Annotated in this window: 22 protein-coding genes; 8 read left to right on the top strand and 14 right to left on the bottom strand. The window is 62.4% G+C overall.

Translation table 11 applies throughout. The features are described from left to right. Position 1: 1 nt before the first annotated feature. The 10 genes from murD to dinB form a co-directional block, all read right to left on the bottom strand. The gene (gene murD / locus ACIQC5_RS18290) at positions 2 to 1,591 is read right to left on the bottom strand and encodes a UDP-N-acetylmuramoyl-L-alanine--D-glutamate ligase (RefSeq protein ID WP_400285553.1); all 1,590 of its coding nucleotides are present in this window, start codon (positions 1,589 to 1,591) and stop codon (positions 2 to 4) included. Continuing rightward, entirely contained in the window at positions 1,573 to 2,682 is a 1,110-nt protein-coding gene (gene mraY / locus ACIQC5_RS18285) for a phospho-N-acetylmuramoyl-pentapeptide-transferase (protein ID WP_400285550.1), read from the bottom strand. The genes murD and mraY overlap by 19 nt, the downstream gene beginning before the upstream one ends. Then, a complete protein-coding gene (murF, locus tag ACIQC5_RS18280; protein ID WP_400285548.1) occupies positions 2,679 to 4,169 on the bottom strand; it encodes a UDP-N-acetylmuramoyl-tripeptide--D-alanyl-D-alanine ligase in 1,491 nt (496 codons plus the stop codon). The genes mraY and murF overlap by 4 nt, the downstream gene beginning before the upstream one ends. Positions 4,170 to 4,175: 6 nt before the next feature. Next, on the bottom strand, positions 4,176 to 5,819 hold the full coding sequence (locus tag ACIQC5_RS18275) for a UDP-N-acetylmuramoyl-L-alanyl-D-glutamate--2,6-diaminopimelate ligase (protein ID WP_400285546.1): 1,644 nt from the start codon (positions 5,817 to 5,819) through the stop codon (positions 4,176 to 4,178). A 103-nt stretch (positions 5,820 to 5,922) separates the two neighbouring features. After that, complete coding sequence (locus ACIQC5_RS18270; protein ID WP_400285543.1) at positions 5,923 to 7,719, bottom strand: peptidoglycan D,D-transpeptidase FtsI family protein; 1,797 nt, start codon at positions 7,717 to 7,719, stop codon at positions 5,923 to 5,925. 40 nt (positions 7,720 to 7,759) lie between these two features. Continuing rightward, positions 7,760 to 8,431, bottom strand: a complete 672-nt coding sequence (locus ACIQC5_RS18265; RefSeq protein ID WP_400285540.1) for a hypothetical protein — start codon at positions 8,429 to 8,431, stop codon at positions 7,760 to 7,762. Then, positions 8,428 to 9,426 carry a 16S rRNA (cytosine(1402)-N(4))-methyltransferase RsmH gene (rsmH, locus tag ACIQC5_RS18260; protein WP_400285538.1) on the bottom strand — a complete coding sequence of 333 codons (999 nt, stop codon included), beginning with the start codon at positions 9,424 to 9,426 and terminating at the stop codon, positions 8,428 to 8,430. The genes ACIQC5_RS18265 and rsmH overlap by 4 nt, the downstream gene beginning before the upstream one ends. Before the next feature lie 167 nt (positions 9,427 to 9,593). Continuing rightward, positions 9,594 to 10,025, bottom strand: a complete 432-nt coding sequence (gene mraZ, locus ACIQC5_RS18255) for a division/cell wall cluster transcriptional repressor MraZ (protein ID WP_400285536.1) — start codon at positions 10,023 to 10,025, stop codon at positions 9,594 to 9,596. A gap of 752 nt (positions 10,026 to 10,777) precedes the next feature. Next, entirely contained in the window at positions 10,778 to 11,146 is a 369-nt protein-coding gene (locus tag ACIQC5_RS18250; protein WP_400285533.1) for a DUF3040 domain-containing protein, read from the bottom strand. A 238-nt stretch (positions 11,147 to 11,384) separates the two neighbouring features. Next, on the bottom strand, positions 11,385 to 12,581 hold the full coding sequence (dinB, locus tag ACIQC5_RS18245; protein ID WP_400285838.1) for a DNA polymerase IV: 1,197 nt from the start codon (positions 12,579 to 12,581) through the stop codon (positions 11,385 to 11,387). 140 nt (positions 12,582 to 12,721) lie between these two features. On the opposite strand from dinB, the gene ACIQC5_RS18240 reads away from it, so the two are divergent. Further along, positions 12,722 to 13,279, top strand: coding sequence for a hypothetical protein (locus ACIQC5_RS18240; protein ID WP_400285530.1), 558 nt, complete (start codon positions 12,722 to 12,724; stop codon positions 13,277 to 13,279). Continuing rightward, positions 13,276 to 14,370, top strand: a complete 1,095-nt coding sequence (locus tag ACIQC5_RS18235; RefSeq protein WP_400285528.1) for a polyprenyl synthetase family protein — start codon at positions 13,276 to 13,278, stop codon at positions 14,368 to 14,370. Before ACIQC5_RS18240 ends, ACIQC5_RS18235 begins: the two co-directional genes overlap by 4 nt. A 116-nt stretch (positions 14,371 to 14,486) precedes the next feature. On the opposite strand, the gene ACIQC5_RS18230 is transcribed toward ACIQC5_RS18235, so the two are convergent. After that, positions 14,487 to 14,840 carry an Rv2175c family DNA-binding protein gene (locus ACIQC5_RS18230; RefSeq protein ID WP_400285525.1) on the bottom strand — a complete coding sequence of 118 codons (354 nt, stop codon included), beginning with the start codon at positions 14,838 to 14,840 and terminating at the stop codon, positions 14,487 to 14,489. A gap of 257 nt (positions 14,841 to 15,097) precedes the next feature. Here ACIQC5_RS18230 and ACIQC5_RS18225 point away from each other — a divergent pair, with 257 nt between their 5' ends. Beyond that, on the top strand, positions 15,098 to 16,441 hold the full coding sequence (locus ACIQC5_RS18225) for a LysM peptidoglycan-binding domain-containing protein (RefSeq protein ID WP_400285522.1): 1,344 nt from the start codon (positions 15,098 to 15,100) through the stop codon (positions 16,439 to 16,441). 76 nt (positions 16,442 to 16,517) lie between these two features. After that, on the top strand, positions 16,518 to 18,602 hold the full coding sequence (gene pknB, locus ACIQC5_RS18220; RefSeq protein WP_400285519.1) for a Stk1 family PASTA domain-containing Ser/Thr kinase: 2,085 nt from the start codon (positions 16,518 to 16,520) through the stop codon (positions 18,600 to 18,602). A 70-nt stretch (positions 18,603 to 18,672) separates the two neighbouring features. On the opposite strand, the gene ACIQC5_RS18215 is transcribed toward pknB, so the two are convergent. Then, the gene (locus ACIQC5_RS18215; RefSeq protein ID WP_400285516.1) at positions 18,673 to 20,079 is read right to left on the bottom strand and encodes a class II 3-deoxy-7-phosphoheptulonate synthase; all 1,407 of its coding nucleotides are present in this window, start codon (positions 20,077 to 20,079) and stop codon (positions 18,673 to 18,675) included. Between the two features lie 69 nt (positions 20,080 to 20,148). Continuing rightward, a complete protein-coding gene (locus tag ACIQC5_RS18210) occupies positions 20,149 to 20,925 on the bottom strand; it encodes a lysophospholipid acyltransferase family protein (protein ID WP_400285513.1) in 777 nt (258 codons plus the stop codon). A gap of 109 nt (positions 20,926 to 21,034) precedes the next feature. Here ACIQC5_RS18210 and ACIQC5_RS18205 point away from each other — a divergent pair, with 109 nt between their 5' ends. The 3 genes from ACIQC5_RS18205 to ACIQC5_RS18195 are packed head-to-tail and all read left to right on the top strand — an operon-like array spanning position 21,035 to position 23,164. Continuing rightward, the gene (locus tag ACIQC5_RS18205; RefSeq protein ID WP_400285511.1) at positions 21,035 to 21,823 is read left to right on the top strand and encodes an alpha/beta hydrolase; all 789 of its coding nucleotides are present in this window, start codon (positions 21,035 to 21,037) and stop codon (positions 21,821 to 21,823) included. Next, entirely contained in the window at positions 21,820 to 22,623 is an 804-nt protein-coding gene (locus tag ACIQC5_RS18200; RefSeq protein WP_400285509.1) for an alpha/beta hydrolase, read from the top strand. The genes ACIQC5_RS18205 and ACIQC5_RS18200 overlap by 4 nt, the downstream gene beginning before the upstream one ends. Continuing rightward, positions 22,610 to 23,164: a hypothetical protein gene (locus ACIQC5_RS18195; RefSeq protein ID WP_400285506.1), complete on the top strand. Its 555-nt coding sequence runs from the start codon at positions 22,610 to 22,612 to the stop codon at positions 23,162 to 23,164. The genes ACIQC5_RS18200 and ACIQC5_RS18195 overlap by 14 nt, the downstream gene beginning before the upstream one ends. A 29-nt stretch (positions 23,165 to 23,193) precedes the next feature. Here ACIQC5_RS18195 and ACIQC5_RS18190 read toward each other — a convergent pair whose 3' ends face one another. Continuing rightward, positions 23,194 to 24,252: an ROK family protein gene (locus ACIQC5_RS18190; protein ID WP_400285503.1), complete on the bottom strand. Its 1,059-nt coding sequence runs from the start codon at positions 24,250 to 24,252 to the stop codon at positions 23,194 to 23,196. A gap of 187 nt (positions 24,253 to 24,439) precedes the next feature. Between ACIQC5_RS18190 and ACIQC5_RS18185 the strand changes: the two genes are divergently transcribed. Then, a complete protein-coding gene (locus ACIQC5_RS18185; RefSeq protein ID WP_400285500.1) occupies positions 24,440 to 26,251 on the top strand; it encodes an AMP-dependent synthetase/ligase in 1,812 nt (603 codons plus the stop codon). Positions 26,252 to 26,365 lie beyond the last annotated feature (114 nt).

Below are 26,365 nucleotides of genomic sequence, written 5' to 3'. Positions count from 1 at the left end.
GTTACTCCTCGGTGGTCTGTGCCTGCCCTTCCACGAGCTCGCGAACTGCCTGGATGAAAGCGTCGCCACGGTGAGCGTAGGAAGAGAACTGATCCATGGATGCAGCCGCCGGGGCCATGAGAACGGTGTCACCTGACACTGCTACGCTGGCTGCCGACGCCACGGCCTGGGCCATGATGGTCTCACCAAAAATCGGCGAAGCGGCGGTACCTGCTGCGGTCTGCACCCTTTCAGTGTCGCCCTTGGGCTGGGCGATCACCGGGACATCCGGTGCGTGTCGCTGGAGGGAGGCCTCAAGGGCGTCCGTATCAGTGCCAATCAGGACGACAGCTTTAAGCCTGGGGGCGTGCTCCTTGACGAGGTCGTCATAGTTAACGCCCTTGGAGAGTCCGCCGGCAATCCAGACGACGTTCCGGAACGCCGAGAGTGCCGCAGATGCAGCGTGCGGATTGGTGGCTTTGGAGTCGTTGACCCACAAGATGTCGTTGTGCTTGGCCACGGACTGGATGCGGTGCGCACCGGGAAGGTAGTTCGCCAATCCCTGCTTCACGGCAGAAGCCTCCACGCCGTAGGCACGAACCAATGCCGCGGCGGCCAACGCATTCGCCACCATGTGGCGGGGGGCCACGGGCCCAAGGTCAGTCATCGCAGCCAGTTCGGCAGCCGAATCCTTGCGTTCTGCGATGAACGCACGGTCAACCAGGAGCCCGTCCACCACCCCGAGCATGCTGATGGCCGGCGTCAAAGTGGTGAACCCGATGGCCCGGCAGCCTTCCACGACATCCGCGTTCTCCACCATGCGTTCGGTTTCGATCTGTTCGGCGTTGTAGATGGCCGCTTTTTGGGTGTTGGCGTAGACCTTGGCCTTGTCGGCCAAGTACGACGTGTAGGAGCCGTGCCAATCCACATGGTCCTCGGCGACGTTGAGGCACACGCTGGCCACGGGAGACAACGAGTGGCTCCAATGGAGTTGGAAGCTGGACAGTTCCACAGCGAAAGCGTCGTAGTCCACCGGGTCCCTCAGTGCGTCCAGGATGGGGGTTCCAACGTTTCCCACTGCGATCGCCTTGAGGCCGGCGGCCTGCAACATCGACTCGGTCATCCCCACCGTGGTGGTCTTACCGTTCGTACCGGTGATGGTCAGCCAGTCGGCCGTCTTCCGGCCTTCCCGGGTCCTCAGCCGCCATGCCAGTTCGACGTCGCCCCACACCGGAATGTGCTTGCGCTTGGCAGCTGCCAACAGGGCTTGGTCCGGGCGCCACCCGGGCGAGGTCACCACCAGTTCGGGCTTTTCGCCATCGATCAATGGAAGGACATTGACGGATTCCTCGCCGAGCAGCACATCCACTGCACCAACGATTTTCAACGTGTCCGCCTGCGCCTTGGCCTTCGCCGTAGTGGCAGCATCCACCACCACCACTTTGGCGCCCAGTTCGATGAGGGTATCCGCGGCAGCAAATCCGGACACGCCAATGCCGGTCACCACCACGCGCAGTCCGTTCCAGTCGGCATCCCAACTGGTCAGGTCCTTCAGCCGATCGTTGCCTGACGGCGTCGTCTCCGGGTTTCCGTTCACAGCAGCACCACCCATTCAGCGTAGAAGATTCCCAAGCCGGCGGCCACGAAAAGTCCGGCGAGGATCCAGAACCGGACCACCACAGTGACCTCCGCCCAGCCCTTGAGTTCGAAGTGGTGCTGGAGCGGAGCCATCTTGAAGACGCGCTTTCCACCGGTGAGTTTGAAGAACCCGACCTGGATGATGACTGAAAGCGTAATCAGGACGAAGAGCCCACCAATGAATGCCAGCAGGAGTTCGGTGCGGGAAAGAATCGCAAAGGCGGCTACAGCGCCGCCAATGGCGAGGGATCCGGTGTCCCCCATGAAGATCTTGGCCGGCGACGTATTCCACCACAGGAAGCCCACAAGGGCCGCGCTGAGGATCGCGGCAAGAAGTGCCAAGTCCATCGGGTCCCGCACTTGGTAGCAGCCGCTACCGGCTTCCCGTGGTGATCCACACGCCTGGTTGTTCTGCCAGATGCCCATGATCGTGTAGGCCCCAAACACCATGATGGAGGCGCCGGCCGCGAGGCCGTCAAGGCCATCGGTCAGGTTCACGCCGTTGGTGGCAGCCGTGATGATCAGGTTGGACCATACAACGAAGAGTATGGCGCCCAGGACCGTGCCGCCGAAGGCAAGATCCAGCCACGGAATATCACGCACCAGTGAGATCTGAGTGGAGGCCGGACGCAGACCATCCTCGTTCGGGAACTGCAGCACGAGGACAGCAAAGATGATGCCAACGGCGGCCTGCAGGATGAGTTTTGCCCGGGCGTTCAGGCCCAGGCTGCGCTTGTTGGAAATCTTGATGTAGTCATCCAGGAATCCCACGAAGCCCATGCCCACCATCAGGAAAAGTAACAGCAAGCCCGATGCGGATGGTCCCGGAGATCGTGGATTCATCATCCACATGATGAGGTGTGTGACGAAGTAACTGATCAGCACAGCCGCCACCACCACCGTGCCACCCATGGTTGGGGTGCCGCGCTTGGTGTGGTGCGAGGTAGGTCCGTCGTCGCGGATGAACTGGCCATAACTCTTGGCCACCAGGAACCTGATGAAAAGCGGTGTCCCTATGAGGGCCACCAGGAGAGCGACGCCGGCGCCGATCAAAAGTGCAATCACTGCAGCTCGTTCCCTTCGATTGCGGCGGATTCAGCCGCGTTTTCCCCGGTGGACTCGGCCCGTGGGGGTAATGCTATCCGATCACCCAAGTGCCGCAGCCCAACGCCGTTCGACGACTTGAACAGGACAAGATCCCCGGGCTGCAGCTCCCTTTGCAGGAGTTCGTAGGCTTCCTCTGCGTTCTCCGTGAACACGCATTCGTCACCCCATGACCCCTCCTGGATGGCTGAGATGTACATGGCCCGGGCTTCCCTGCCCACAACTACAAGCCGGGAGATGTTCAGGCGTACCACTTGGGTGCCAACGGCGGTGTGCTCCCGGATGGAGTCTTCACCGAGTTCAAGCATCGCGCCCAAGACCGCCCAGGTGCGCCGCCCCTGTCCAAGATCTGCGAGGGTCCGCAGTGCGGCCCGCATCGACTCGGGGTTGGCATTGTAAGCGTCATTGATGATGGTGACGCCGTCGGGACGTTCAGTTCGTTCCATGCGCCAACGGCTGGCGGCGGACTGGGAGCTGAGCGAGGCGGCAATCGCGGGTGCGGAGATACCGGCGGCAAACGCTGCGGCGGCTGCGGCCAGCAAGTTGGTCACGTGGTGACCTCCGATCAGGCGGCTTCGCACCTCAACGGAGGGACCGCCGTCGGGCAGTACAAGGTCAAAGTCAGGGTGGCCCTGGGCGTTCACCACAACGTTCCGCGCTTCCACTTCCTCGGTGGTGGCGCCGGAGGCAGTGAAGCCAAGAATCCGGGCCGTGGTGCGCGACTTCATCGCTGCCACACGGGAGTCGTCAAGGTTAAGGATCGCTGTGCCGCGCTCACCCAGCGCCTCGACCAGTTCACCCTTGGTCTTGGCGATGTTCTCCACTCCACCGAATTCACCGGCGTGCGCGGTGCCAACACCGAGGACAACCCCGATATCCGGCTTCACCATGTCCGCGAGGTACTTGATGTGGCCAAGCCCCGTGGCGCCCATCTCGATAACAAGGAACCGCGTGGAGGCATCGGCGGAGAAAACCGTCAGCGGAACGCCCACTTCGCCGTTGTACGAACCCTGCGGAGCAACCGTGGGCCCGGCAGTGGCGAGCACGCCTGCCAGGAGGTCCTTGGTGGTGGTCTTTCCCGCCGAACCGGTGATCCCGATAACGGTGAATTCCGCATTCCGCTCCGCACGCAAAGCCCGGATCCGACGAACCGCCTCGGCGGCAAGGGCGCCCATGGCAAGGACTGCATCCTCAACAACGACGGCGGGATACGGGCGGCCGTTGGCATCGGCGACTTCCCGCTCGGCCAGGACCAGGACAGCGCCGCGCTCGAAGGCGGCGTCGACGAAGTCGTGGCCATCGGCGTGCTCACCGGGCTTTGCCACGTACAGGGAGCCAGCTGTCGATTCCCGGGAATCAGTGACAACGGAGCTGGGCACGATGTCCCCGTCTCCGGTCAGTCGGCCATGGGTGATGTTGGCGATTTCCGCCGCAGTTAGTGCAATCATCTCGGTTTAGGACTCTATCCGCTGGTCCGATGAAACGCTGAATCCCTTGGATGTCAAGGCGGCACGGAGCTCAACCCGGTCATCCAGGGCAAGGTTCACCCCTTTGACCTCCTGCCAGACCTCGTGCCCGCGTCCGGCGATGAGGATGGTGTCCTTGGCTGTGGCCATGTCCACAGCCAGCCGAATCGCCGCGTCCCTCGGGAATGACTCGATGATCTCGCTGGCAAGGTCTTCGGCCTCCCGGGCCGCGTGGGCGCCGGCGAGGACCTCGGCGCGAATGGCTGCCGCGTCTTCGTCATGGGGGTCGTCGTCGCTCACGATCACAACGTCGGCAAGCCGCGCCGCGATCGCACCCATGGTGGGACGTTTGCCTTGGTCACGCTGGCCGGTAGCACCAAATACCACGATGACTTTGGAGCCTTCTTCAGCGGAGCGGACGGCCTCAAGGGCGCGGGCCAGCGCGTCCGGGTTGTGCGCGAAATCAACGATTGCCGCAGGCGCGGTGGAGACCAACTGCATGCGTCCCGGAACGGAAACCGTGAAGGGGTCGTGCGCGTCAAGGGCGGCTTGGAGCTCATCGAGGTCAACACCTGAGGTCAACACCATCAGGGCGGCCAGGGCAGCATTCGCAACATTGAAATCGCCTGGAAGTCCGGTGTGGATGTGGAGGACACGGCCGTCACGGTGACGCAACTGGAAGTCGGTCCCCAAGCCACGTGCCGCCGCCGACTCAACCCGCCAATCGGCGCCAGCGTCGGCGAGGGTCGCGTTCGCCGAGAGCGTGACAACCGGCACGTCTGCCTGCTGCGCCAATCGACGTCCCCACACGTCGTCAATGGTCACGACGGCTTGGCGCGCCCTTCCCGACGTAAACAGTTCCGCCTTGGTGCGGAAGTACTCCTCCATGCTTCCGTGCAGGTCCAGGTGGTCCTGGGTGAGATTCGTGAAGCCGGCCACGTTGAACATCACCCCGTCCACCCGGTGGTAGGACACTGCGTGGGACGAAACCTCCATGGATGCTGCATCCAGGCCGCGCTCCCGCATCAGGGCAAGCAATGCGTGGACATCCGTTGACTCCGGCGTCGTCAGGAGACTGGGAATGGGCTCCGCCCCGGCCAGGATCTCGATGGTGCCAATGAGGCCGGGGGTCTTGCCCACGGCCCGCAGGAGCGAGTTGATGAAGTAGGTGGTGGTGGTCTTTCCGTTGGTGCCTGTGACACCGAACAGCGTGGGGAACCCGCCGTCGTCAGGCTGGCTGCGGTAGATGAGCGCGGCCAGACGTCCGACGGCGGTACGCGGCTCGTCGACGATCAGTACCGGAACGGGCTGCTCGCCTGCCAGCGCAAGCTGGCGTGCCCCGGCGTCGTCCGTCACCACGGCGACGGCCCCGGCGGCCACGGCCTGCGGAACGAAGTCGGCACCATGGCGTGTGGCGCCGGGCAAAGCCATATAGACATCCCCGGCCTCGATGGCTCGGGAATTCAGCGAGATGCCTGTCACGCCCCTGTCCTTGCCATCCTCCGGAACGGCCACTCCCAGGGCTTCCGCGATGGTTGCCAGGGGCACCGACGCCACGGACTCCGGCCTGAAGCCGGATCTGCCGGACTCCGGCGGTGTGGCGGTGGAAGCGGCCTCATAGTGGTCTGACACGTGGTTCTCCATTGGTGCTCGTGGAACTACCGGCATGGAAGCCAGCGGCGTCCATGCCTGGGTAAGTGGATCGAATTTTTGGCCGAACAGACGCCCAAGAAGCTTACTTGACGAACTGCGGAAGGCGCGCGGGGGTCCCAGTGGACGGGGGGACGTTGTAGGTCCGCAGTACCTGTCCCATAACAGACCGGAACACTGGTCCGTTGGTGATGCCGTAGATGCTTCCCTTGGGCCGCTGGAGGACAACTTCAACAATGAATCGTGGGTCATCCATGGGTGCCATGCCCACCATGGAGGCCGTGAAACCGTCGAAGCCGGGCAAGCCATCTTCACGAGGAGCCTGTGATGTTCCGGTCTTGGCCCCCACCCGGTAGCCGTCGATCGCTGCGTCCTTGATCTGCCCCTCCGTGACGGCGCTTTCCAGAATGTCCTGCACCTGCTGCGCCGTTTCATTGGACACCACCTGACGCGGCTCTTTGGCCGGAACCTTCTGTTCCTCGCCCTCCGGAGTGATGTAGCTGTCAATGAGCCGCGGCTGCAGCATCACGCCGTCGTTGGCGATGCTCTGGTACGCACGCACTGTTTGCAGCGTTGACTGGGAAACACCCTGGCCGAACAGCACCGTGTATTGCTGGCGGTCATCCCACTGATCCGGCGTAGCCAGGATGCCCTTGGCCTCTGCCGGTAGCCCGATGTCCGGCGCCTCGCCGATCCCAAACTTGCGGAGCCAGTCATACCGCTGCTCCTTGCTCAGGCGGCTGCCTGCCATGACCGTGCCCGTGTTCATGGACCAGCCAAGGATCCCCGCTAGAGTGCGTTCTTCGGTGCCGTGTTCAAAGGCGTCCGTAAACTCCTGACCGTCGATCACATAGGAAGGCGGGATCGTGAAGTGATCAAGGGGGTTGGACTTTCCCTCCTCAATCACCGCTGCGGCGGTAATCATCTTCTCCACGGATCCGGGCTCGTAGGCTGCTGTCACTGAACGCACGCCGCGGTCCTTGGCATCCACCTTGCCCGGATCGTTGGGGTCCGGGGCGTTGGTATCTGCCAAGGCGATGAGGTTGCCTGTCTTGACGTCCATGACGATGATGACGCCCCACTCAGCGCTCAATTTGTTCACTTGGCTTTGAATGGCCTGCTGGGCGAAGTACTGGATGTCGGTATTGATGGTCAATCGCACATCGGTTCCGTCCACGGCGGGCGTCAGCTCGTCCGTGGCGACGGGGATGCGAAGTCCGTCGGCGCCGATTTCGAAGACGCGCTTTCCGTTGGTGCCGCGCAACAGTTCGTCCTGCGTTTGCTCTATCCCGGCCTGTCCGGTGGTGCCGTCCTGAAGGAAGCCAACCACTCCACCGGCCACGCTGCCATTGGGGTAGACGCGCTTGCTGACTCCCTCGGCAGCAATGCCGGGGATGCTTAGCTTGGCGATACGGTCTTCAAGCTCGGGTTTGACGTCCCGGGCCACCACAAAGTACTTCTTGTCACCCGTCAGGGAGGACCGGATCTTCTCGACGTCAGCGCCCAGCAAAGTAGCGAGCTCGGTGATCCCCTGGTCCCTCGGAATATCGTCCACTTCTTCGGTTTTCTCGTTGAACCGTTTGAAGCTGGCCGTGTTGGTGTTCTGGACCTGATCCACCACGATGTTGTAGCGGATCACACTACTGGCCAACACCGTGCCGTTGGCGTCGAGGATCTGCCCCCGCTCGGCCGGCAGATCCTGAGGGGTAAGCCTGCTGGCCAGCGCGGCCTCCGCCATGCCGCCCACGTCAAGGCCCTGCACCATGAAGAGCTTGCCGCCGACCACCAGCAGCAGTGTCAGCATGATGCCGAGGCCAACACGGAGCCGTTTCCTGGCCGCCGGCGCTTTCGTTGTTTTCGATTTGCCGGGGTTTTGTACCACGTTGATTCCTTGCTGCTGGCCTTGCTTCGTGGACTAAGGGCTATTGCCCGGGTGTCTTCTGCTGGGGGGCCGGGACCGATCCCCCATGAAGTTCAACCGGCGGGACGGCCGGAGCCGCAGAGTTCGCCGCGGGTGTTTGAGGCGTTACCGTGTTTGCCGAAGGTGTTACCGGCGTGGCCGGTTTCAGGTTTTCCAACGGTTCCTTGGTGGTCTCCGAAGGTACGACATCAAGCTGGCCCGCAACAGCCGGAGGAGCAATCAGGGCCACAGGGTTATCCCCCTTGACCGCAGGAGTTGCCTTTCCGGTGACCGTCAGGGTGTCCAGGTTGATCTGGCCTTTGACGGTGGAAGTTACCATTCCCAATTCTGCAGCCTTCGCGGCAAGATTCTGCGGAGCTTCGAAGTTCTGCTTCTTCTGTGTCAGATCCTGGTTTTCCTTGTTCAGGGTGGCCGCCTCGGACTTCAGCTGCACCAATTCATACTGCGCCGTCGAGACAGAAATGTTCAGGACAAGGACGGTCAGAAGCGCAGCGGCAAGTGCGACGAAGCACAAGACAACAAACGGGGTCCGGCGCTTGCCAGGGGTGCTGCGCACAAGAGCGAGCGGCGTACGCGACTTGCGTCCGGCGTCGGGCTTTCCGCTGGGAGCCGGAAGAGCCCTGGCCGTGTTGCCGACAACGGAGGGCAGGGTCTTCGCTGCGGCGTTGCTCATGCTTCTCTCCTCGGTTTGATGCGCTCCACAGCCCTTAGCCGGGCGGACGCCGCACGGGGGTTCTCTGCGATTTCTGCGGCCGTGGGCACCTCAGTGCCCTTGGTCAGTGTTTTCAATTCAGGTTTGTGTTCTTCGAGTTCGACGGGAAATCCGAGTGGCGCGGAGGACTTCGAGCCTGCCTGGAAGAACGACTTCACGATCTTGTCTTCCAAAGAGTGGTAGGACATCACCACCACCCTGCCGCCCATGGCCGTGGCAGCCACCGCTGCGGGAACGGCTCGTTCCAGAACGTCGAGCTCCTCGTTGACCTCGATCCGCAGTGCTTGGAAAGTCCGTTTGGCCGGATGCCCGCCGCTCTTCGCAGCCGCGGCCGGAACCACGCTACGTATCTGCTCCACCAGCTCACCGGTGGTTGCAAACGGCTTTTCCGCACGTGCATTCACGATCCGGTTGGCAATCCTGCCCGCAAACTTCTCTTCGCCCCACTTGCGGATGATACGAACCAGTTCGTCTTCGCTGTAGTTGTTGACGACGTCCGCTGCAGTCTGTCCACGGCTGGTATCCATCCGCATGTCCAACGGCGCATCGTACGAATAGGCGAAGCCACGCTCCCGTTCATCCAGTTGCAGCGAGGAAACGCCCAAGTCCATCAGGATGCCGTGGACTTCCGGGATGCCAAGATCTGCAAGGACGTCCTCGATCTCGTCGTATACGGCATGGACCAGGTCCGTGCGATCCGAGAACTTCTCCAGGCGCGCGCCGGCCAGGGCAAGTGCCTCCTCGTCGCGGTCGATGCCCACGAGGTGAAGATCGGGGAAGCGTTGCAGCATCGCCTCGGAATGCCCACCCATGCCCAGTGTCGCGTCGATGGCCACGGGTGTCTCTCCGCGGCTGCGCGCAGCCTCAAAGCCGGGGGCGAGCAGGTTGATGCAGCGGTCTTTCAGGACGGGCACGTGTCGCTCCGATGTGGGCTTTGCCGCGTCCTGCTCTTCCACGCTGCCTCCTCTTTCCTGAATCGCTTGCCTTCTGTTTCTTGGGCCGGATCCCCATCCGCGCCTATCGTCCCGCCGGCCTGGCTCAGGGGAAGTTGAGCCAGGAAAGCCGTTCGATGGGCGGCTGGAGATCCCGTCCAAGAACCGGGGCTGCTGCCCCATCCGTCCAGTTAGAGAAACCCGGGCAGATTGTCATCGTCTGTTTCAGAGAAGGAAGCTTCTTTCTCTGCGAGGTACTCGTTCCAAGCCTCGGCATCCCAGATCTCTGCACGGGTACCGGCACCGATGACCGCCAATTCCCGACCGAGTCCCGCGTAAGCCCGGAGCGCCGGCGGAATCGTCACGCGCCCCTGCTTGTCAGGTATCTCGTCAGAGGCTCCAGACAAGAAGACCCGGATGTAGTCACGAGCCTGCTTGGAGGACAGTGGCGCCTCCCGCATGGACTCGTGAATGCGTTCGAATTCCTTCTGGCTGAAGACGTAGATGCAGCGTTCCTGGCCCCTGGTGAGGACCAGCCCCTCGGCAAGCTCCTCGCGGAACTTCGCTGGAAGGATGATCCGGCCCTTTTCATCGAGACGAGGCGAATGGGTGCCAAGAAACACCGGCCCACCGCCCCTCAGTCAAGGTGCCCGAAAATCCCAAACGTCGCCACTACCCTCTTACGCGCTCCACTTTACTCCACAACGCACCACAGTCAACGCGCCACGGGGTGTTTCTCCACCACTTTGAGTTTCCAGAACGCAGCAATGACGCGGAATGCTGGCTGAGGCGGGAAGTGGAGGATGGCGTGGGGATTCCAGGGTGTGGCGGGGATCATGCGGCTGGACCACGCCGCCACGACCCTGTTTGACCGCAAAGCAGCCCCAAATCGCCGGAAAACCACCCGTTTCGGCGGCAAAGAGGGTCAGGAAGCAGCGCTGCCGGGCCGCACGGGGTGGGAAGTGGAGCACAGGGTGCGAAATGGAGGACGGTGTGCGGATTCCAGGGTGTGGCGGGGATCATGCGGCTGGACCGCGCCGCCACGACCCTGTTTGACCACAAAACAGCCCCAAATCGCCGGAAAACCACCCGTTTCGGCGGCAAAGAGGGTCAGGAAGCAGCGCTGCCGGGCCGCACGGTGTGCGAAATGGAGCACGGGGTGGGAAGTGGAGCGCGGGGTGGGAAGTGGGGGTGGGAAGTGGGCAGCATCCCAGGCACACGAAGTCGTCCGCTCTTAACGCGAAAAGACCCGCCAAGCGGGTCTTTTTGTGTCCCCTGATGGCTCAGGGGCAATCTCACTACGGTCGAGCAGAGGTCTTGAGGGCGCTCAGCGGCACGCTAGGGTCTGGTGACGTCAAGGCACAACCCCGTGCCATCAATTGTCGTCGCGGCGCCGCTCATCCCACCGTTCTTCAAGATTGCTCATGAATGAACTCTTGGACTTTGTCTTGCCAGGCTTGCCCGCGCGGGACTTGCCGAAGGCTGCTCCGCGAAGTGTGGCGAAGTACACCCCCGCACCCATGATGACAAAGCCCAATACACCCACGGGAATCATCTGAAGTGACACACCAACGAGCAATAGGAGGATGCCGACAATGGCGCCGAGGACACCAATAATCACGTGTCGTGTGGACCAGCTGCGGATGGGATCCGAACCCATGGTGTTGGCAAACTTCGGATCGTCCTCATGAAGCTGCTTCTCGAGTTGCTCAAGCAGCTTCTGTTCGTGCTCCGAGAGGGGCATCGCGACCTCCTTTAGTCAGCCAGCGTCTGGACGAATCGCGGCCTGTGCGTCTTTTTCAAGAACGATCGGGCCGTGAAAAGCGTTCCCGGAAAACTTCCCTGTGTTCAGGGGGCACTCCGGAATCCACTGTTCAGCGAACAGTTTGTCCAGACGATCTAAATCTCTGTAGTAACTAGGATAGTTTGTCGGACGCGGTTCTGAAAGACGCGCACCCCGGCCCTGCAGCCGCCTCTTCGGGTCATTCGCCATCAAGGGGCTTTCCCGGCTCGAGGAGCCGGGCGGGAATGAGCGTTTTGGACCCAAATCGCTCCGCCACGCGGTCCAGGGCCTGCTCAGCCGCCCGCCAATTGTCGTCACGGCGATCGAAGCTGAGTTGCACTGAGGTCTGCCCCGTGGGCTCCAATTGCTCCGCCCTCACCCCCACAAGCCTGACGCTCAAGGATCGGCCACCCAGGGACTCCAGCAATTGCACGGCCACCTGATAAATCAACTGCGCACTATCCACCGGGGTGTGGAGCGTCTTGCTGCGCGTGACCGTGGAGAAATCGGAATACCGCAACTTCAGCGCGATGGTGCGAGTCAGCATCCCCGAACTACGAAGGCGCGCGGCAGTCCGATGCGAGAGACGCAACAGTTCCCTGTGCAGCAACGAGTCGTCTCCGGTGTCCACCGCGAACGTCTCTTCCGCACCGATGCTCTTCTCGAGCCGCGTAGGCGTAACGGGCCGCGGATCGATTCCCATGGACAAACGATGCACATGCTCACCACCAGCGCCAAGAACCTTTTTCAGCGACGCCACAGGCGTAGCTGCCACATCCGCAACCGTGCGAATGCCTAGTCGCGCCAGCACTTCTGCCGTTTTCCCTCCCACACCCCAGAGAGCGTTGACGGGAAGGCTGTGCAAATACGGAACTGACTGGCCTGCTTCAATCATGAGAATGCCATCCGGCTTGCAGCGGGTTGATGCGATCTTCGCCACAAATTTGGTGGAGGCGATGCCCACGGACGCTGTGATACCGAGTTCGGCCTGAACCCGACGCCGAATCAGCTGTCCGATCTCGAACGGTGTTCCGAGCCGGCGGATAGCGCCCCCAACGTCCAGGAATGCTTCGTCCACGCTGAGGGGTTCCACTAGTTCGGTGATGGATGCGAAGATCTCCATTAGTTGCGCGGAAACCTCGTAATAGAGCTTGTGCCGTGGATTGATAATCACCGCGGCTGGACACATGCGCATGGCAACGGCCATGGGCATCGCCGATTTCACCCCACTAGCCCTGGCCTCATAGGAGGCCGACAAGACCACGGAGCGCTCCGCTGGGAAGCCAACAATGACCGGCTTGCCTCGAAGATCCGGACGACTGCGAAGTTCAACGGAAACGAAAAACGCGTCCATGTCGACGTGCAGGATGCTGGTTCGCCGGAGTTCCCGCAGCACATCCCCGGCGCTGCGGGCCGGCTCGTGTCCACCGCCCTGGGCGCCGGCTGATGCATCCGATCTCACAACGGCAATACTATGCCCGGGCACTGACTAAACTGGAGGAACAGTCCGGCGTCAGCCCAAGGAAGGATACCCCTGTGAAGCTCTTCGGAACTCCTCAATCGAGAGGGTTTGCCCTGCTCGCAGCGAGTGTCGCCGTAGCAGTCTCCGCCTGCACACCCACGCCCAGTGGATCGTCTACGCCATCCGCTGGCGACACCAGTGCGGCCTCGAGTTCCACAGCATCCGGCACTGCCTCAGCCCAGCCATCCAACGGCGCCTCGTCCGCGACGTCACCTGTCCCGGGAGCAACCGCCACGGTGGGCGCCCTTGTGCAGGGCTTCCCTGAGCAACTTATCCCGGTGATGCCCAAGACCTCAGTGCGTTCAAGCAGCTTCGACAAGAACGTCTCACCGGCTACCGTTGCCTTGGTTGGCACCATCAAGGCGCCGCCGGAGGGTGTGGTCGACTATTACAAGGCCTCCCTTGAAGCACAAGGGTTCAAAGTCGTGCCCGGGCCGGAAGCCGTGGGCAATATCACGTCCATCGACTTCATCCGAGGTGACGGTGAAACCGTCAATCTTTCTGTACGCCAGAAAGAAGGTGTGTCCACGTTCACTATCGGCGCCAATGTGGCTGCCGGGTCCGTCAAGTGACGGCCGACGCGCAACTCCACGCGGAGCAAACAGAATTCATTGCCGGAGTTGCTGGAAAGCTGAACGATTTCCTGTCCGAACAGCAGGAAATCATGGCGACCATTTCTCCCGATGTCGCTCCGCTCATGGGATCGATATCGAACCTGGTAACCGGAGGTAAGCGGCTGCGGGCACTCATGTGCTACTGGGGCTGGCGCGGAGCGGGTGGTGATTCCGGCGATGCCGAGATCGTCACCGCCGGCTGTGCCCTCGAATTGTTCCAAGCCGCAGCTCTCATCCACGACGACATCATTGACCGCTCGGACACACGCCGGGGCGGTCCCAGCGTGCACCGTCGCTTCAGCCAGTTGCACGAAATGAACGGTTGGGCCCTGGACAACGAGCGGTTCGGACACGCAGCTGCCATCCTGACCGGAGATCTGTGCCTCTCCTTCAGCGAGGAATCCTTTACGCAGATCGGACCCCGCGCAGCCGCCGGAAGCCAGTCGCGGCGAATTTTCAATCTCATGCGCGCCGAAGTGATGGCAGGCCAGTACCTGGACATCCTTGAAGAGGTAGCGGGCCCTGTTCGCGACCGTTCAGGTGCCGTTGACCGCGCCAAATCGATCATCCGCTACAAATCAGCCAAATACTCCACTGAACACCCGCTGGCTTTGGGTGGAGCGCTTGCCGGCGCATCGCCTGAACTGCTCGACGGATATTCCGCGTTTTCGTTGCCGCTCGGCGAGGCTTTCCAATTGCGGGACGATGTTTTGGGAGTCTTCGGTGATCCCGAGACCACTGGCAAGCCGGCAGGCGACGACCTCCGTGAAGGCAAGCGCACTGTGTTGGTTGGATTTGCCATCAACCAGGCACCGGCCGCAGAGTCTGCCTATATTGACCGCATGCTGGGCAACCAGGCCCTCGGCGAAGTAGAAGTTTCAGAGATTCGTCAAATTATTGTGGAGTGCGGCGCCCTCGATGCCACCGAGTCCCTGATCGCGGAACTCAGCGACAAGGCTTTTTCAGCTTTGGAGCGACTCCCCTTGGCCGAATTGCCGCTGACCGCCCTCCGCCAGTTGGCCGAGGCCGCAGTCAGCCGGGCCGCCTGAGGGCATCGCAGAACCAACCAGCCACACAACAAAAGAACGCACGACGACGGCCTGGTGCCGTCGTCGTGCGTTTTCAGTCGCGTCGTTGTACCGCTATTTATCCGCGGAACTGATATTTACCAGGCCAAAGACTGTGCACGCCGACGGATCTCGGTCTTTCGCCCCTCGCGGAGGGCGTCGACTGGGCGCCCGCGCAAGGATTCATCAGGCGTAAAGAGCCATACGATGAGCTCTTCGTCCGTATAACCGGCGTCGCTGAGAACGGCGATGGTGCCCTTCAGGCTGTCGACGACGTGCCCGTCTTGGATAAACAGTGCGGGAATCGACCGGATATTCCGTTCTCCCCGCCTGATGGCCACGATGGCGCGTTCATCCAACAGTCCGTGGACTTTGGTGATGGAAACTCCCAGCAGCTCGGCAACATCCGGCAGTGGCAGCCAATCAGAAACAAGGCTTTCTACATTACTCACGGATCAAGGTTGCCACGCCGCCATGCCCGGCGCCTAGCCGGAGGCGAGGTCGATTCATCACAAGGGCTGTAATACCCGCTTTTGTTTCGCATCATTCAGCCCAGTCATTAGCCAACAACCCGAATTGTTGTGCCGATTCAATAAATGTGAGAGATTCACACTGATCACACTTGCACCATTGATAACATCAGCAACATTGGCAACACTGTTAACAGTGGTAACACTTTCGTGCCGCTGTCGAGATGAGGAAACATTCCATGACCACGCCCCGCTCGCCGAAACGAACCATGAGCATGCCCGTTATCGCGGCAACCACGGCTGCGCTTCCCGCTGTGGTCTTGTCCTCGCTCGCCTTGGCTCAACCGGCCATGGCAACGCCTGCGCCGCAGCCCAGGAAAATCCCGGCAACGCTGGCGGCCGCAATGAAGGCCCAGACCGTCAACGTTGGAACGGTGATTCCGGCAGCAGCAGTCGCGGCAACGCTTCCCGCCGCACTGCGCCCAATGGCCCCTGCAGCCCCCACCACCTACACGATCGTCCGTGGGGACACGGTTAGCGCCATCGCGCGACGTTTCAATCTGGACACCGCAGAGGTTCTCAAGCTGAACAACTTGACGCCCACTACGCTGATCTACCCGGGCCAGACACTCAAGCTTTCCGGTGCGGCCGCTCCTGCCGCGCCTGCACCGCAGTCGACGCCTGCACCGGCATCCTCGGACGCGCTGGTTTATACGGTGAAGTCCGGCGACACCTTGGGTGCCATCGCCGCCCGTCATGGCGTACCGCTTTCCAGCGTTTTCAGCTGGAATGGGCTCAGCGGAAGCTCCATCATCTACCCGGGCCAGAAGATCAAGGTCAGTGGCGGCTCCACCCCGTCAGCGCCGGCAGCGCCCGCCCCGGCTGCACCGGCCACGCCGGCAGCAACCCCGCTGGCCGGCAGCGGTACCTACACCATCAAGGCCGGCGATACGCTAAGCTCGATCGCTTCCCGTCACGGCGTTTCCCTGTCCACGCTGATGTCCACCAACAAGGTCAACGCCACCACGGTGATCTACCCCGGCCAGAAGCTCACGATTCCCGGAACGTCGATTGAGCCCGCATCCAGCACGACGCCCTTGGTTCCCAGTTCCTTCCTGGGCTTCACCTACCCGGCGGCCGTCGTCAGTTCCGCCAACGAGAACAAGGCCCTGCTCAACGCTTCGCCCGTTCCGAGCCGTGCTGAAATGAAGACCATCGTGGCCGATACCGCTCGCCGTATGGGCGTCAGCCCGTCGCTGGCACTCGCCTTCGCCGAGCAGGAATCCGGCTTCGATCAGCGGGCTGTCTCCCCCGCGAACGCCATCGGAACCATGCAGGTGATCCCGTCCTCGGGCGAATGGGCTTCCGATCTGGTAGGCCGCAAACTCAACCTGCTGGACCCCTATGACAATGCAACGGCCGGCGTGGCGATCATCCGCGCACTCATTGCCACGAGCAAGGACCTCGACACCGCCATCGCCGGCTACTACCAAGGCCAGTACTCCGTCAGCAAGTACGGGATGTACGACGACACGAAGCGCTACGTCGAGTCCATCAAGGCCCGCCAGCGTACGTTCGGCTAAAGCCCCAAGCAGCACCTCTGAAGAGGCCCGGATCGCATGCGGATTCGGGCCTCTTCCCTGCCTCGTTTAGGATCGTATGGTGCAAGAACCAACGCAGGACCACCTCATCGGGACCACCGTGGACGGCCGTTACGACGTCCGCTCCCGTCTCGCGAGGGGCGGAATGTCCACTGTTTACTTGGCCACAGACCAACGCCTGGAGCGCGATGTGGCCCTCAAAGTCCTGCACCCGCACCTGGCCAACGACCAAACCTTCCTGGAACGCCTGAGCCGCGAAGCCAAGGCCGCCGCGAGCCTCTCGCATCCCCACATAGTGGGCGTGCTGGACCAAGGCGAAGACGGCCACATCGCCTACCTGGTGATGGAGTATGTCAAGGGACACACCCTCCGCGACGTCCTTAATGAACAGGGCGCCCTGCCGCCGCGGCTCGCACTTGCGTTGATTGATCCGGTCATTGAGGGCCTGGCAGCCGCCCACGGTTCCGGCCTGATCCACCGGGACATCAAACCCGAGAATGTGCTTATAGCCGACGACGGCCGCATCAAAGTGGGCGACTTTGGCTTGGCGAGGGCCGTGACAGCCACCACAAGCACCGGCGCTTTGATCGGCACCGTGGCTTATTTGGCGCCCGAGCTCGTCCTGGGCAAGGCCGCAGATGCCCGGAGTGACATCTATTCGGCAGGCATCATGCTCTATGAAATGCTGACGGGCCAGCAGCCTTACGCCGGCGAGACACCCATCCAAGTGGCGTACCAGCACGTCAACGCCGCCGTGGGACGCCCCTCCGAGGCCGCACCCGGACTGGCCGAAGACCTGGACGAACTCGTCCAGTGGTGCACGGCGAACGATGCCGAACAACGACCCGTGGACGGTTCGGCGTTGTTGTCCGAGCTGCGCCACATCCGGACCACCCTGAACGACGAAGAGCTGGACCACCGGCAGCCTTCTTCCCAACCGGCAACCACGGCCGTCGCAGCCGCAGCCGCCACAGCAGCGACTACGCCTGTTGGCCCCCAGGACAACCCCACGGAGGCGCTGGCAACTACTGCGTCCCCTACGGAGTTTATTTCCCACCAAAGCAATCCCACTACAGTCATGGCCACCTCGGGCGCATCGGCCCTTCGTTTGCCCGATGACACCGCTGACGAGGCAGGCTTCGGCCCGGATCAACACCAGCCGGGCAAACGCGAACTGAAAAAGCAGGAACGGCAGGAAGCAAAGGACCGTGCCCGGGCTGCCGCAACACCTGTGCGGCCATTGCGCGAAGGCAACCCCCGACGTCGGGGAATCATCTGGACGATCGTGATTGTCATCATCGCCCTGTTGGCAACCAGCGCGGGCTGGTTTTTCGGCATGGGCCCGGGCTCCCCCGGGACAGTGCCCGACATCAAGAACAAGACTGTAGCGGAGGCACAGCAGTTACTCCGTACCGCGGGTTTCCAATCCGAGCCGCGGGACGTCTTCGACGACGACATCAACGCGGGTCTTGCCGTCGGGACGGATCCGGCCGCCGGCAAAGAGGTGCGGAAGTTTCAACAGATCACGCTGTTCGTTTCCAAGGGTGCGCAACTCTTCCCGCTTCCCGGTTTGACCGGTATCAGCCTGAACGAAGCGAAGACCGCGCTCAATGCAGCCGAGATGACACTTGGCAACGTCACTGAGGCCTATGACGAGAAGGTCCCTGCGGGCGTCATCATCGCTCAGGACCCGGCCAAGGGCACGGAGGTCCGTCACGGGACTGCCGTAGCGCTGGCGGTCTCCAAGGGACCTCAACCGATTCCCGTCCCCGATGTTCGTGGCTTGGCCCAGGACGCCGCAGTTAAGGCCATCCAGGATGCAGGGTTGAAGGCTTTGGTTTCTCCGGAAACCGTCAATGACAAGTCGGTCCCCAAGGGCGCTGTCGTGTCCCAGTCCCCGGCCAACGGCACCCTCATCAAGGGTGAGTCCGTGACCCTGACCGTTTCCAAGGGACCCAAGATGGTCAAGGTGCCCAGCTATGTGGGCAAGCAAGCGGATGAGGCTGAGAAGGAACTGACGAAGCTTGGCTTTGTAGTGCGGAGGGAGAATCTGTTTGGGGCACTTTTCGGCATAGTGCGCGAGCAGTTACCGAATGACAACGAACTTCCCGAGGGGGGCCAGTTGCTTTTGAAGGTGGTCTAGCAACGATTCTCTCTACGAACGCCAGAGGGGCGGTCCGGAATTCCGGACCGCCCCTCTGCTGTTGTGGCAGCTAGTGCTTAGCGAGGGCCCCTGCGACCAGGAAGGCCATCTCCAGGGACTGCATGTGGTTTAGCCGGGGATCGCACACAGACTCGTAGCGGTCCAGGAACGCGTCCTGGTCGATCGGGTCGGCGCCGCCGAGGCATTCGGCGACGTCGTCACCGGTCATCTCGACGTGCAAGCCGCCAGGGACCGTACCCAGGGCATGGTGGACCTCGAAGAAGCCGCGTACCTCGTCAATGACGTCATCAAAGTTTCGGGTCTTGTAGCCGTTGGGCGAAGTAACCGTGTTGCCGTGCATCGGGTCAGTCACCCAGAGCACCTGGGCACCTGAGGCGGTAACGCGCTCGACGACGGCGGGCAGCTTCTCGCGGATGTTCTTGGCGCCCATGCGGGTGATGAAGGTCAAACGGCCTGGTTCGCGGTTGGGGTCCAGCTTGTCGATGAGACGCAGTGCGTCGTCACCACTGGTGGTCGGGCCAAGCTTCACGCCGATCGGGTTCCGCACGCGCGACAGGAAGTCGACGTGGGCGTGGTCCAGTTCGCGGGTACGCTCGCCGATCCACAGGAAGTGGGCCGAGGTGTCGTACGGGAGGCCGGTCCGGGAGTCGATGCGTGTCAGTGCACGCTCGTAGTCCAGCAGGAGGGCTTCGTGGCTTGCGAAAAACTCGACCCGCTTGAGTGCTTCGAAATCGGCACCGCAGGAGTCCATGAATTTGATGGCGCGGTCAATGTCCCGGGCCAAGGACTCGTAGCGTGCGTGCGCGGGGTTCTCGGTGAAGCCCTTGTTCCACTGGTGGACCAAGCGCAGATCCGCGAAACCACCCTGGGTGAACGCACGGATGAGGTTCAGCGTTGATGCAGAAGTGTGGTACGCCTGGAGCATCCGTCCGGCGTCATGGGCGCGGGATTCCGGGGTGAAGTCATAGCCGTTGACGATGTCGCCACGGTAAGCGGGCAACGTCACGCCGTCGCGGGTTTCATCGTTCGAGGAACGCGGCTTGGCGAACTGGCCCGCCATGCGCCCCATCTTGATCACGGGCATAGCGGCGCCGTACGTCAGGACGACGGCCATCTGGAGGATGGTCTTTACCCTGGCACTGATCTTGTCGGCAGTGGCCGCCTCGAAAGTCTCGGCGCAGTCTCCTCCTTGCAGGAGGAAGGCCTTACCCTGGGCGGCGGCAGCGAGACGCTCACGGAGGACGTCTACTTCACCGGCGAAGACCAAGGGCGGAACAACAGAAAGCTCCTTGACGGATGCCTGGAAGACGTCCTTGTCTGACCAGGTGGGCTGTTGTGAGATCGGCAGATCCCGCCAGGCGTCCAGGCCCGGGTAGTTCGCGGCTCCACTCTGGGCGGTGCTGGCGAGGTGGCCTGTTACGGATGGTGCAGTGTTCGCGGTTAGCTCAGTCACCATATAAGAGTAGTAGTCCCGGGCACCGTTGGGGCACTGCGCCCGTAACCGTTCATGACTGATACGTCACAGTCACCTCTGCGGTGAGTTGTCGTCGTCGTCGGGCTCCTCCGGCGACCCTCCGAGGTCCGTAGCTTCGTCCCCAACCGGCCCAACAGGTTCGGGCCCCTTGCCTGCCAATTGCGCCTTCACTACGGCAGCATATTCATCAACGTATTCCTGACCGGAAAGCCGCATGAGCTCGTACATGATCTCGTCCGTCACGGCCCGCTGGATCAGGCGGTCATCCTCCATGCCGTAGTAGCGGCTAAAGTCCAACGGCTGTCCGAAGATGACCCCGATGCGTCGGATGCTGGGGAGCCGCTTGCCGATCGGCTGGACTTTTTCGGTGCCGATCATGGCCACCGGAACCACGGGCACCCGCGTCTGCAATGCAAGCCTGGCGACGCCCACTTTGCCGCGATAGAGGCGGGCATCCGGGCTTCGCGTGCCTTCCGGGTAGATTCCCAACAGGCCGCCCGAACCCAGCACGTCCTTGCCGGCTTGGAGCGACAGCTCAGAAGCGGCCCCTCCTGAGCGGTCCATCGGCAACTGATTGCTGAGCCTGAAGAAGAGCGCCGTCAGCCTGCCCTTGAATCCCGTCCCTGTGAAGTACTCGGACTTGGCAAGGAAGATCACCGGACGGTGCACCATGAGCGGCAGGAAAATGGAGTCCGAAAAGGACAAGTGGTTGGACGCCAGAATCGCGGGGCCCTCTTCCGGGACATTGTTCAGGCCCTTGACCCACGGCCTGAACAACAGCTTGAGGATGGGACCAAGAAAGATCCTCTTCATGACCCAATAGAACACGTTCGTCCTCTCCCGGCCGGTGGCTGGCAGGCTTCCGGGCGACCCGGCCGGCACTCAAAAGCAACCCTACTCCAGTGAGAATTATCAGGAAGAGTGACACGATGGACGCATGATGGACAGTAACCTTCCAGCCGCTCCGCTCGGCTTCCACCACCCCGGTCATGGGCCGAATGCGAGCACTGGAATCGCCATCTGCCACGGTTTTACCGGCAGCCCCCTCAGTGTGCTCCCGTGGGCCGAACACCTGGCCGCACAGGGGTTCGCCGTATCGGTTCCTTTGCTCCCCGGGCACGGCACGAGCTGGCGCGACCTCGCCACCACGCGCTGGCAGGACTGGTACAGGACATTCGAGCGGAGTTACCTTGACCTCGCCGAACAGACCGACTCATGTTTCGTGGCAGGACTTTCCATGGGCGGCGCAGTGGCGTTGCGTGTCGCCTCCCGGCATGATGTGCCGGGACTTGTTCTGGTCAACCCGGGCCTGAGTTTCTACGACCGCCGCGTCAGGTACGTCGGCGCCCTTAAGTACGTCATGCGGACCACGGTCCCCATCGTAGAGGACCAGCCCACGGCGGCCGCCACCGAGGACGGCGACTACTCCCGGACGCCGCTGAAATCAGTCCACGAACTCAAGAAACTCTTTCGGTCTGCCATTCGCGGGCTGCCGCGTGTTGAGGCCCCGGCTTTGGTCTTCAAATCGGCCGTGGACGGCGTCATCCCGCCGTCGTCCGTAGCTACGATTGAGCGGCATATCGCGTCATCCCGCCTCCGCGTGGTCACGCTTCCCGGTAGCGGCCACGTCGCCACCCTTGACGTGGATGCACCCATCATCTTCGAAGAATCCGCGGAGTTTTTCCGTCAGCACGCCGCCGACAGAGTAGCCTCGAAGTCATCATGAACAATCTTCCCGATTTCTCGCCGTATCTTAGCGACTTCACCGGTGTTGGCCCCCGGATCGGCGTCGTCATGTCCCATGGATTTACGGGAAGCCCCCACAGCGTACGTCCTTGGGCCGAATACCTTGCCTCCGCGGGTTTTGCTGTACGGCTGCCGCTGCTCCCGGGCCATGGAACCACGTGGCAGGACATGGCCACACGGTCCTGGCGGGAATGGCACCGCGCCGTTGACGACGCCTACCTGGAACTTGCGTCAGATTGCGACTACGTGTTCGCAACCGGGCTGTCCATGGGTGGCACGCTTGCCCTGCGCATTGCGGCGACCCGGCCAGTGGCGGGCACTGTTGTGGTGAACCCAGGACTGGTACTCGATGACCCCCGCGCCGTGATCGTCGGAGCCCTCAAGTACATCGTCAAAACCACTCCGGCGATTGCCAACGATATCCTCAAACCCGATCAGGACGAGGGAGCCTACAGCCGCACTCCAGTGGCTGCTGCCCACGAGCTTAAGAAGATGTACCGGGACACCGCCGCTCTCTTGCCCCGCATCAGCACTCCTGTTCGTGTTTTCCGTTCTACCGTGGATAACGTCGTATCCAATGCCAGCCTCGAATTGCTGCGCGCCAGGGTGCAGGCACCAGTGGATGTCAGCTACCTCAGCAACAGCCATCACGTGGCAACCCTCGACAACGACGCCCCGGAAATTTTCGAGGGTACCGTCGAATTCATCCAGAAGACTATGGCTGCGTTGACCGGCCACGTGACTTCTCTTGCAAAGGACGACGCCGATGAACAGGCCTGATCCCAATTCGGCTGACCAGAGTGCCAACAAGGATGATGACGCCATCTGGCTGGACCTTGTAGCGCGGTTGGAGGCAACGCCGTCGCCTTCAACCGATGAGGCGACGGCCGCGGAAGCTGCGCACGATGATCCGGAGACCGCTGCCGCCGATGCGCCGGATGAAACTGCGGGTCCCCGCAGGTCGGCCTTCAGGGACTTTGATCCCTTGGGATTGTCCACGCCCGAGGTGGCCGGGATGACGGCCTCCGCTGATGCGGCTGGTCAGTCCGCGGGACCCCGGGACTACGGGGTCGACGACGACGATGACGCGTTCGTGCCGGAAGAACCACCCAGCCTTGCCGGCACCGAGCCTTTGACCATGCTTGCGTGGCTCGGTGCGGTAGGCGGACCCATAGCACTGCTGTTCACTGCCATGTTCTGGAGGTCGGCCCCATTGGCCGCCATCCTGGGCATTGTGGCAGCCTTCGTAGCATCGGTAATCTACCTCATCATGCGGCTTCCGCAGGACAAGAACGAGGACGACGACGGCGCCCGCATCTAGGCTCCAACCTCACCCTGCTGTGGCGGGCCTCAGCCGTGGGTCCGGCCGCTGACCCGCGACAGGTCCGCAGCGCCGATCATGCCGGCCCGCGGGCCCAGGGCTGCCAATTCGATCTTTGCCATGGGCCGGAATCCGCGTCCCGTCAGGTTCTTGGCGAAGGTATCGCGTGCGGGTCCGGCCAGCAGCTCTCCTGCGTCACATAGTCCCCCGCCGATCACGAACATACCGGGATCGAGCGCCGCGGCCAGGTTCGCCAGGCCCAAGCCCAGCCACTCCCCTTGGTCGGCCAGCAGTTCTTTGGACGTTGAGTCGCCAGCCAGGGCCAGTGCAGTGACAACAGCACCTGTGATGGTGTCCGCCGAACCGCCTGCACGTTCAAGGAGGCCGCGGCCCTCAGGCGAATTCGTCCGCACCAGTTGACGAGCCTCGCGTCCCAAGGCATTCCCTGAGGCGTACTGCTCCCAGCAGCCACGGTTTCCGCATTCGCACCGGTGCCCGCCGGGAAAGATGATCTGGTGGCCGAATTCGCCGGCAACGCCGAAGCGGCCACGTTCCACGCGGCCGTCCATCACCATGGCGCCGCCAATACCGGTTCCCAGGGTGATGCAAACCAGCCGGCTCTCCCCTTGGCCGGCCCCGAAGCGCCACTCGGCCCATGCGGCTGCGTCGGCGTCGTTGGTCAGCAGGACGGGACGCCTCAGCAGCTTCTGCAGGCTTTCGCGGAGCGGTTCATTGCGCCAGGCGAGGTGCGGGCTGAAGAGTACGGTGCCGCCGTCGAGGTCCATCCACCCCGCTGCGCCGATTCCAACTGATGCAATCCGATGGCCGGCGCTTAGCTCGTGGACCAGTTCCACAATGGTTTGTTCGACAGCCCGGGGATCCGCGCCGGGCGTGGATCTGCGGGCTTCGTCCAGCACTCGGCCGTCGGCGTCAACAACGCCCGCCGCTACCTTGGTGCCGCCGATATCGATGCCGATCGCCAGGCCCCTGCGACCCAGATGACTGCGCCGCGCAGCCCATGGCACGTCCTTCCAGACTGCCGCAGGGGGCCGGGGTCGGAATCGGGAGCTTGACCGTATTGAGGGCATCCCATCATCCTATTCCGCCGTGCGGATGACCCCCGCATCGATGCCACTGCATGGCGCCAAGTTGCCCGAAACGACGGGAGATCCGTAAAGTTACTCGCCAGTAGGTGAAATAGGACACACCTCCACGAGTGGGCATACTAGAGTGGAAGCAGCCCCCTCGTGGCCCGTGGATATCAAAGGAGCTACCGTGCGTGAAATCAGTGTTCCTCCCCTCGTCAATGTCGCCCCGGAAACCAACATCACGGACCTCGTGATCCGCGAAGCAGCCAAGGCATCAAACCCTGCACTGTTTTCCAAGCTGGACAGCAACAAGCAGTGGCAGGACATCCGTGCCACTGACTTCCTGGCCGACGTCAAGGCCTTGGCCAAGGGCCTGATGGCAAGTGGAGTGGGAGCCGGCGACCGCGTCGGCATTATGTCCCGGACCCGGTACGAATGGTCCCTCGTGGACTTTGCCATCTGGTTCGCTGGAGCCGTCTCCGTCCCGATCTATGAGACCTCCTCGCCTTCCCAGGTGGCGTGGAACCTGGGCGATTCAGGCGCTGTCGCAGCTTTCGGTGAAGCCGCCCACCATGAAGACATCATCCGCCAGGCCGTCGCCGCCGAGGACATCACCTCCGTGGCCAACGTTTGGCAGCTCGAAGGAGCCGGGTTGGATGCCCTGCGGGCAGCTGGCTCGGAAATCAGCGACGCCGATCTTGAGGCTCGCCGGTCGTCGGCCGGCCTGAGGGACCTCGCAACCATCATCTACACGTCCGGGACCACGGGCAGGCCCAAAGGCTGCGAACTCACCCACGGGAACTTCGTGGAGCTCTCGGAGAACGCCCGGGCAGCACTCGGGGAGATCATCAACGAGTCGGCCAAAACCATCATGTTCCTGCCGCTGGCCCACGTGTTTGCCCGATTTATCTCGGTGCTCGCAGTAGCGGGCGGTGTCCAGGTGGCGCATACGCCTGACATCAAGAACCTGTTGGGCGATCTTCAAAGCTTCCAGCCCACCTTCATCCTTGCCGTGCCGCGCGTTTTCGAGAAGGTCTACAACTCGGCGCTGACCAAGGCAGAAGACGGTGGCAAGGGTGCGATCTTCCACCGCGCAGTGGACACTGCAATCCAGTATTCGAAGGCACGGCAGGCAGGTTCCCTGGGCCTGGGGCTGAAAATCAAACACGCGGTGTTCGACAAACTCGTCTACGGAAAACTCCGTGCCGCGATGGGTGGCCATGTGGCCCACGCAGTGTCCGGTGGCGGGCCGCTGGGCGAACGCCTTGGCCACTTCTTCCAGGGCATCGGCCTGCAGATCCTGGAGGGCTATGGCCTCACAGAGACCACGGCTCCGATTTCCGTCAACACTCCGTCCATGATCCGGATCGGCACTGTGGGCGCGCCGCTTCCCGGCAACGCCGTCAAGATCGCTGACGACGGCGAGATCCTCGCCAAGGGTGCCTGCGTCATGCGCGGCTACTACAAGCGTGACGACCTCACGGACGAAACGTTTGCCGACGGCTGGTTCCGCACGGGCGACATCGGTGAATTGGACAGCAACGGCTTCCTCAAGATCACCGGGCGCAAGAAGGAAATCATCGTCACGGCCGGCGGCAAGAACGTTGTTCCAGCGCTGCTGGAGGACCAGATCCGCGCTGACGCACTCGTTTCGCAGGTGCTGGTGGTGGGAGATAACCGCCCCTTCATCGGCGCACTGGTGACTCTGGACGAGGAGGCTCTGCCGGGTTGGCTCGAACGCCACGGCCTGCCCGGTAGTACGACCCTGGCGGAAGCTACGGACAACGCAGTGGTGAAGGCAGCAGTGCAGGACCTCATCAGCAAGGCCAACCAGTCCGTGTCCCAGGCTGAAGCCATCAAGTCGTTCAGGATCGTCCCCGCGGACTTCACTGAAGCCTCCGGCCACCTGACCCCGTCACTGAAGGTCAAGCGCGCACAGGTCATGAAGGACTTCGATACTGTGATCGAGGAAATGTACTCGGCGCCCCGAGCGCACTAGCGTCCACGGCGGAACCAGCCCCGGCGGGACCGCAGCGCATTCTACGAAAAAGAACCCCACCCGGATGATCCGGGTGGGGTTCTTTGGCTGCTGGCAGTTTCGCCTGCCGGTTGT

Source organism: Paenarthrobacter sp. NPDC092416, from assembly GCF_044755025.1.
GTDB lineage: Bacteria > Actinomycetota > Actinomycetes > Actinomycetales > Micrococcaceae > Arthrobacter.
Note: the sequence above shows the minus strand (reverse complement) of the source record. Positions and strands in the feature narration are given on the sequence as shown.